This window comes from Falsiroseomonas oryzae, from assembly GCF_027856955.1.
Lineage (GTDB): Bacteria > Pseudomonadota > Alphaproteobacteria > Acetobacterales > Acetobacteraceae > Falsiroseomonas > Falsiroseomonas oryzae.
This window is the reverse complement of record NZ_JAPSMD010000246.1, coordinates 1-7,952: the sequence shown is the minus strand read 5'-3', so window position 1 is coordinate 7,952 and position 7,952 is coordinate 1. Positions and strand designations below refer to the sequence as shown.

Genomic DNA, 7,952 nt, shown 5'->3' with positions numbered 1-7,952 from the left:
GGGAGCAGGCCGCGCTGGACGCGCGGCTGCTGGCCGCAGCGCAGGAGCTGGATGCGCCGGTGAATGTGATCCTGGGCGGCGTGCTGCATGGCGCCGCGCATGGCGCGCCGCCGTCACTGCGCGAGGCGCGGCGCCGAACCGCGGAGGGCTTCGCCGCGCTGGCGCGACGCGCCGGGGCGCTGGGCGTGCGACTGGCGGTGGAGCCGATCCATCCGGCCGCCATCGGCACGCGCAGCTGCATCAACCAGCTGGACCAGGCCTTGGCACTGATCGGCGATGATCCGCGCTGCGGGCTGACGCTCGACCTGTTCCATTCCTGGTGGGACCCGGCGCTGGAGAGGGTGGTGGCGGGCCACCCGGATCGCCTGTTCCTGGTGCAGATCTGCGGGCTGGATATCCTGGCGGATGGCGGCCCGCCGCGGCGCGCGGATCTCGCGACCGGGCCCGCCGACCTGGCGCTGTTGCTGCGCGACCTGGATGCCGCACGCTATCGCGGCCCGCTGGAATACGAGGTGTTCCACGATGCCATGGGGCGCCCGGACCCGGATGCGCTGCTGGACCGCGCGGTCCGGGACTTCCTCTCCCTGCGTGGCGCGTAGCGGCGTTCAGCCGCGGCCGACGCGCTTCGGGTCCAGCAGTTCCCGCAGGCCATTGCCCAGCAGGTTGATGCCGAGCACCAGCAGGATAATGGCGCAGCCCGCAAGGTTGGCGATCCAGGGCGCGACCCACAGCCTCTCCCGCCCTTCCGCCAGGATGTTGCCCCAGGTCGCGGTCGGCGGCGGCAGGCCGAGGCCGAGGAAGGAGAGCGCCGTTTCCTGCAGGATCAGCTGGCCCACCTGCAGCGTGGCGATCACGCTGAGCACCGGGATCATCTGCGGCAGCAGGTGGCGCCACATGATGTAGCCGCCGCCCGCGCCGGCGGCGATTGCGGCTTCCACGAAGGGTCGCTCCCGCAGGCTGCGGCCGAGGTTGAAGGTGACGCGCGTGTAGACCTCCCACCCCGCGAAGCCGAGCACGAGGATCAGCACCGTGACGCCGCCGCCCAGCACGGCGACGACGACGATCGCCAGCAGGATCTCCGGGATGGCCTGCCAGGCATCGGCGAAGCGCATCACCACCTGCTCGACGCGCCCGCCGAGATAACCGGCCAGGATGCCGAGCGTGGTGCCGATGGTGAGCGCCAGCGCCATGGCGGCGAGCCCCACCAGGATGGACAGGCGCGAGCCGTGGATGAGGCGGGAAAGCAGGTCGCGTCCAAAATTGTCGGTGCCGAGCGGATGGGCCCACGATCCACGATCGGCCCAGACCGGGGGGCGCAGCCGCGCCATCAGGTCCTGCGCGTAGGGATCGTGCGGCGCGAGCCACGGCGCGAACACGGCGCAGGCCACCATCAGCAGCACCAGCGCCGCGCCGACGGCCAGCTTCACGCGTGGCCCGAAGAGGCGGCGGCGCATCGCCTCAGCGGAGCCGGATGCGCGGGTCGATGGCCGCCTGGACGATGTCCACGACCAGGTTCGCCAACACGATGGTGACCGCGACAATGAAGACGCCGGCTATCACCACCGGAACGTCGCGCTGGAAGATCGCCGAGACCATCAGCCGACCCACGCCGGGCCAGGCGAAGACCGTCTCCGTCACCACTGCCCCGCCCATCAGCCTGCCGAGCTGCAGGCCGACCAGGCTGACCACGGGATTGAGCGCGTTCGGCAGCACGTGGCGGAACAGCGCGCGCGCGCTGCCCACGCCGCGGGCCCTGGCGGTGGCGACGAACTGCTCGCGCGCCGTCTCCAGCACGGCGGTGCGCGTCACCAGGATGAAGTTGGGCAGCAGGAAGACGGCCAGGGTGAGGGTGGGCAGGACAGCGCTCTCCCAGCCTTCCCGCCCGGAGGTCGGCAGCCATCCCAGCTCCAGCGCGAAGAGCTGGATCAGCAGGATGCCGAGCCAGAAGGAGGGCATGGACTGCCCGATGACGGCGAGGGCGGTCAGCACGAGGTCCGGCAGCCGATCGTTCCAGACCGCCGCGGCGATGCCGCCGAGCACGCCCAGCACGATCGCCAGCCCGAGGCCCATTGCGGCGAGCTGCAGCGTCGCCGGCAGGCGCGCGCCCACCAGCTCCATTGCGGGCGCGCGATGCTGCAGGCTGTTGCCGAAATCGCCCTGCAGAAGGTCGAGCAGGAACCAGGCGAACTGCACAGGCACGGGATCATCCAGGCCGAGCTCGGCGCGCAACAGCGCCTCCTGCTCCGGCGTGGCGTCGATGCCCAGATAGATGGCGACAGGATCGCCAGTGAGGCGCAGCACGACGAAGACGAAGACGACGACGATCAGCAGCGGCACCGGCACCAGCAGCAGACGCCGCAGCAGGTAGGCCACGCGCTAGCGCAGCTCCACCCGGTGCAGCCGCAGCAGGCTGTCGCGGGGCGGGTTCCACCCGGCCGCCACTCGGTTGCTGCGGCCGTAGATGCGCGGCAGGCCGAACAGGAAGATGGAGGGCACTTCCTCGTGCATGATCTCCATCATGCGGTGGTAGGCGCGGCGGCGCGCATCCTGGTCCAGCGTGCTGCGCGCTTCCTCCCACAGCCGGTCGAACTCGGCGTTGGTCCAGTAGTTGCGGCGGCTCGCCTCGGTGTACCAGACCGTGTTGAAGTCGGCGTCGCCCACGCTGAACCAGCCGACCTGGTAGATCGGCCCCTGCTCGCGATTGCGGTCGAGCCGCGACCAGACCGCGCCTTCCACGACGTTGACGGAGGCACGGATGCCAATCGCGCGCATCATTCCGGCCGCGGCATTGGCGATGTCCACGTCCGACAGGTAGCGGCCGGAGAGCGTGTTGATGCGCGTGTCGATGCCATCGGGGAAGCCGGCTTCGCGCAGCAGGGCGCGGGCGCGCGCCTGGTCGAAGGGACGGGCCTGCAGGTTCGGGTTGTGGCCGAAGGTCGCGCGCGTCACCAGCTGGCCGTCCAGCACGCTGCCTAGCCCCTCCAGCATCTGCTGGTGGATCTGCGGCTTGTTGATCGCGTGGTCCACGGCGCGGCGCACGCGAACATCGTTGAAGGGCGGCGTCCGCGTGTCGAAGGTCAGGACCAGGCTGACGGAGCTTTCCACCGCGTCGATCGCCAGGTTGCGGCGCTGGCGGACCGAGGGGATCAGGTCGACGGGCACTTCCTCGATGATGTGGGTCTCGCCCGCCAGCAGCGAGGCGACGCGGGTCGAGCCTTCGGGAATGGTGCGGATGCGCAGGCGCTCCACGCGCGGCGCGCCGCCCCAGTACTCCGGGTTGGCCTGCAGGTCGTAGCGGTCGCCGCTGATCCACTCCACGTAGCGCCAGGGCCCGGTGCCGACCGGGCGGCGCGCGGCTTCGGCCGGGCCCAGGCGTTCCGTGATGGCGCGCTGCTCTATGGCGATGTCCGCCAGCCCGCGCAGCAGCAGCGGCGCGGGGGAGGTGGTGCGGATGTCCAGCGTGTGCGGGTCCACCACCTCCACCGCCGCGATGCCGGCGATGCGGCCCTTGCGGACGTAGACGGTGCGCGGGTTGGTGACGTAGTCGATGGTGAACTTCACGTCCTCCGCGGTGAAGGGCGTGCCGTCGTGCCAGCGCACGCTGCGGCGCAGGTGGAAGCGCCAATGCGTCGGGCTCAGCGTCTCCCACCGTTCGGCCAGCGCCGGCACGATGTCGTCGTTGTGGTCGCGCGCCACCAGCGGGTCCCAGGTCTGGTACACCAGTGAGAGCGTGTTGTAGCCGCCGGCGGCGGGGGCGATGCTGTCGGTGAAGATGGCCGCGCCCACCACCAGTTGGCCGCGCTGCTGCGCGGCGGCGGGCATGGCCAGCGCCAGCGCGGCGCCAAGGGCGAGCAGGCTGCTGCGCATCGGCGCCTCCCTCAGTGCCGGCCGGGCGGCGGCAGGCCGCGCGCCATCAGCCAGTGGTCGTCGCGCCCGATCTGCGGGTTGTACGGCCGTTCCTGGAAGTAGGGCCCGAGCGGCGAGATGCGGTCGAAGATGCGCCGCAGCTCCGCGATGGGCTCGTCATGCAGGTCCACGCGCAGATCGAGGTAGGAGAAGGGTTCGTCCGCATGCACCAGGATGGCCGCGGAGTTCTGGCCTTCCTTCTGCCCGCCGGCCCGGCCGCCGGCCTCGATCCCGCGCATCAGCCGTTCCTCCAGCGCGGGGCCTTCGTCCGCCACGGCGGCCGCCATCTCCTCCACCACGGCAGCGGAGACGACGGCGTTGGCCATCGCCAGCCAGCCATCGCCGGTGATGTGGCCGGCATAGGCGGTGTTCTGCGCGCCGGTGAAGGCGGCGGCGTGGCCGTAGATGTCCACCACGCCGATCTGGCGCGAGTCGCGGCGCGGGTCGCTGTCGGCCAGTTCCTGCACCACCTTCGGCGCATGCCAGCCCAGCGCGATGAGCTTCTGGCAGGTGAGCGTCAGCCGCGGGTCGGCCACCGCCTGCACCGATCCCGCCGCCATGCGGGAGACGACGACGGGGCAGCGGTTGCCGACGGCGATGGAGCGCGTGGCCATGGCCACGCCGAGCATGCGGGTGCGCGGGCAGCGCGCGACGACGGTGAAGGTCATCGGCCAGCCCTCGCGGCCTTCGCGGCGATCCAGTCGGCTTCGCCGCCCAGCGCGTGCGGCTGGGCGGGGCGCAACTCGTAGTAGTCGATGGTCGGGCGGTAGAGCTCGAGGATGCGGCGCAGCTCCCCGATCGGCTCGTCATGCTCGTCCACGCGCAGGTCGATCAGCGGGTAGGGCTGCGTCCGGTAGACCAGCAGCGCCGCGGAATGCTGGCCGCCATGCTGCCCGCCCGCGTCGCGGCCGGCTTCCAGCGCCAGCATGAGCCGATCCTCCAGCGCCTGGCCGGCCGTGGCGCGGTAGGTGTCGCGCATCGCGCTGGCCGTGCGTTCGCTGATCAGGCCGTTGCCCATGGCGACCATGTTGGGCTCGCAGAAATGGCCCGACCAGTCCTTGTTCTGCGCGCCCGTGCGCGCCACGGCATTGCCGTCGCGGTCGATCACGCTGACCTGGCGCCATTCGATGTGCGGGTCGCTCGCCGCGATCTCGTCCAGCGTGCGCTGCGCGCTGTAGCCCAGCTTCATCAGGTTCAGGCCGAGCGGTCCGAGGCGCGGATCGGTGACCGCCATCGTCACCGTGATACCGAGGCCGGGCGCGATGAACGGGCAGCGCGCGCCGACGCCGATTGGCCGCGTGGAGATGGCGACGCCGAGCTTGCCGCTGTCGGGACAGCGCGCCGAGATCGCGAAGGTGGAGAATTCCTCGCCGAACGGACGCATCGCATCATCCTTCGAAGCCGCGGCGGGAAGGCTAGTGCCGCTGCGTTGCCTCCGGCAAGGCGCAATGTCTATGCTCCTCCCCGCCGGACGACATCACGGAGGGTAGCCCGATGACCTTCACAATCGCGGCCCGCTGCCCGGAGACGGGCGCGATCGGCATCGGCATCGCCACCTCCTCGCCGGCGGTCGGCTCGCGCTGCGTGCATGTGATGCACGGGGTCGGCGTCATCGCGCACCAGGCGACGCCGGAGCCGCGGCTGGCCCGGTGGGGCATGCGGATGCTGGAGATGGGCGCCAGGGCGCCGAAGGTGCTCAACGAACTGGTGGACGGCGACGAGCACATCGAGTTCCGCCAGATCGCCGTGATCGACACCACCGGCGCCGCGGTGGCGCGCACCGGCGCGAACAACCGCAACCATTCCTCGCACCTGGTCGGCGATGGCTTCGTGGCGCTCGGCAACTTCCTGGAAGGCCCGCATGTCGTGCAGGCCATCCATGACGGCTACCTGGGCAGCCGAGGCGAGCCCTTCGAGGAGCGGCTGATGCGCGCGATCGAGGCCGGGCGCGACGTCGGCGGCCAGTATCCGGAAGGCCAGACCTCGGCGGCGCTGCTGGTGTACAAGGACCAGGCGGTGGCGCATGTGGACCTGCGCGTGGACCACAGCATGGAGCCGATCGCGGAGCTGCGGCGCCTGCTGGAATGGTTCAAGCCGCTGCTGCCCTTCTACGCGGAACGCTGCAACAACCCGCGCGTGGGCCGGCACAAGGACTGGCTGAAGGCCCGCGGCATCGACCGCGCCTTCGGCGAGGTGCCGCCCCATGTCGACGCCGCCCGCGCCCGCGGCGAGGGACCGCCGGGCTAGATGCCCCTGCTGGAGGTCGAGGACCTCGCCGTCGCCTTCGGCACAGGGACGCAGCCGGTCACGGTCGTGGACCGCGCGTCCTTCGACGTGGAACGCGGCGAGACCGTCGCGCTGGTGGGCGAGAGCGGCAGCGGCAAGAGCGTGACGGCGCTGGCCATCATGCGCCTACTGGAGCCGCCGGGCCGGATCACCGCGGGCGCGATCCGCTTCGCGGGCCAGGACCTGGCGCGCCTCGCGGAGCGCGACATGCGCCGCATCCGCGGCGACCGCATCGCCATGATCTTCCAGGAGCCGATGGCCTCCCTCAACCCCGTGCTGAGCGTCGGCGCGCATGTGATGGAGCCGCTGATGCTGCACCAGGGGCTGGGCCGGGCGGAAGCGCGGCGGCGCGCCATCGCGCTGCTGGACCGCGTCGGCATCCCGGCTGCCGCGACGCGGGTGGACGACTACGCGCATCGCTTGTCGGGCGGGATGCGCCAGCGCGTGATGATCGCCGCCGCGCTGGCCTGCCGGCCCGACCTGCTGATCGCCGACGAGCCGACCACCGCGCTGGACGTCACGATCCAGGCGCAGATCCTCGCGCTGTTGACAGACCTGCAGGCGGAATTCGGCATGGCTGTGCTGTTCATCACGCACGACCTCGGCGTGGTGGCGGAACAGGCGCATCGGGTGGTCGTAATGTATGCTGGGCGCGTCGTGGAGCGTGCGCCGACACCCGCGCTGTTCGCCGCGCCGGCACATCCCTACGCCGCGGCGCTGCTGCGCTGCGTGCCGGGCGAGGCGGAGATGGAGCGGCTGGAGGCGATCGAGGGCGTGGTGCCGCCGCCCGGGAAGCTGCCGCCCGGCTGCCGCTTCGCGCCGCGCTGCACGTTGGCCGGGCCGGACTGCGCCATGCAGGACCCCGCCCTGCGCGTCGCCGGGCCGCGGCACGAGGCCGCCTGCCTGCGGGTGCCGGCGTGACCGTGCCGCTGCTGGTGGCGCAGGGCCTGTCCAAGCGATTCCCCGTGCTGGGCGGTGCGCTCGGCCTCGCGCAGGTGGGCGAGGTACGCGCGGTGGAGGAGGTGGATCTGGAGATCGCGCGCGGCGAGGTGCTGGGGCTGGTCGGGGAGAGCGGCTGCGGCAAGTCCACCCTCGGCCGCCTGCTGATCCGCCTGATCGAGCCGAGCGCCGGGCGCGTGATGTTCGAGGGTGCGGACCTGGCTGCGGCCCGCGGGGTGGAACTGCGGCGCCTGCGGCGGCGGATGCAGATGGTCTTCCAGGATCCCTTCGGCTCGCTGAACCCGCGCATGCGCGTGGGCGAGATCGTGGCGGAGCCCCTGCGCCTGGCCGGCGTGAACCGCGCCGAGCGAAGCGCCCGCGCAGCGGCGCTGCTGGCGCAGGTCGGTCTGCAGGCGGACCACGCCCTGCGCTACCCGCACCAGTTCTCCGGCGGGCAGCGGCAGCGCATCGGCATCGCGCGTGCGCTGGCGCTCGACCCCGCGCTGGTGGTCTGCGACGAGCCGGTCTCGGCGCTGGACGTGTCCGTGCAGGCGCAGGTGGTGAACCTGCTGCGCGACCTGCAGCGCGCGCGGGGCCTGTCCTACCTGTTCGTCTCGCACGACCTGCGCGTGGTGCGCCACGTCTCGGACCGCGTCGCGGTGATGTATCTCGGCCGGATCGTGGAGACCGGACCGGCGCGCGAGCTCTACGCCGATCCGCTGCATCCCTACACGCGCGCGCTGCTGGATGCGGCGCCGCTGCCGCGCCCGGGCGCGCGCCCGCCGCGCCAGCCGCTGGGCGGCGAGATCCCGAGCCCGCTG

At 72.0% G+C, this 7,952-nt stretch carries 9 protein-coding genes; 4 read left to right on the top strand and 5 right to left on the bottom strand.

The annotated features are described in order from the left end of the window. The coding region (locus tag OZN99_RS20240) for a TIM barrel protein (protein WP_270937065.1) at positions 1–599 on the top strand (599 nt) is incomplete at its 5' end. Between the two features lie 6 nt (positions 600–605). Here the strand turns inward: OZN99_RS20240 and OZN99_RS20235 are convergent. From OZN99_RS20235 to OZN99_RS20215, 5 genes are read right to left on the bottom strand one after another with little or no spacing between them, the layout of a single operon-like run. Further along, a complete protein-coding gene (locus OZN99_RS20235; protein WP_270937064.1) occupies positions 606–1,454 on the bottom strand; it encodes an ABC transporter permease in 849 nt (282 codons plus the stop codon). A 4-nt stretch (positions 1,455–1,458) separates the two neighbouring features. Further along, positions 1,459–2,373 (bottom strand): ABC transporter permease, encoded by a 915-nt coding sequence (locus tag OZN99_RS20230; protein WP_270937063.1) that lies wholly within the window; start codon positions 2,371–2,373, stop codon positions 1,459–1,461. Between the two features lie 3 nt (positions 2,374–2,376). Beyond that, a complete protein-coding gene (locus OZN99_RS20225) occupies positions 2,377–3,867 on the bottom strand; it encodes an ABC transporter substrate-binding protein (RefSeq protein ID WP_270937062.1) in 1,491 nt (496 codons plus the stop codon). A gap of 11 nt (positions 3,868–3,878) precedes the next feature. Next, complete coding sequence (locus OZN99_RS20220; protein WP_270937061.1) at positions 3,879–4,574, bottom strand: DUF1028 domain-containing protein; 696 nt, start codon at positions 4,572–4,574, stop codon at positions 3,879–3,881. Further along, a complete protein-coding gene (locus OZN99_RS20215) occupies positions 4,571–5,290 on the bottom strand; it encodes a DUF1028 domain-containing protein (RefSeq protein WP_270937060.1) in 720 nt (239 codons plus the stop codon). The genes OZN99_RS20220 and OZN99_RS20215 overlap by 4 nt, the downstream gene beginning before the upstream one ends. A 110-nt stretch (positions 5,291–5,400) precedes the next feature. Here OZN99_RS20215 and OZN99_RS20210 point away from each other — a divergent pair, with 110 nt between their 5' ends. The 3 genes from OZN99_RS20210 to OZN99_RS20200 form a co-directional block, all read left to right on the top strand. Beyond that, complete coding sequence (locus tag OZN99_RS20210) at positions 5,401–6,153, top strand: DUF1028 domain-containing protein (RefSeq protein ID WP_270937059.1); 753 nt, start codon at positions 5,401–5,403, stop codon at positions 6,151–6,153. Beyond that, positions 6,154–7,113, top strand: a complete 960-nt coding sequence (locus OZN99_RS20205) for an ABC transporter ATP-binding protein (RefSeq protein WP_270937058.1) — start codon at positions 6,154–6,156, stop codon at positions 7,111–7,113. It abuts the gene before it with no gap. Further along, the coding region (locus OZN99_RS20200) for an ABC transporter ATP-binding protein (protein WP_270937057.1) at positions 7,110–7,952 on the top strand (843 nt) is incomplete at its 3' end. The genes OZN99_RS20205 and OZN99_RS20200, both read left to right, overlap by 4 nt.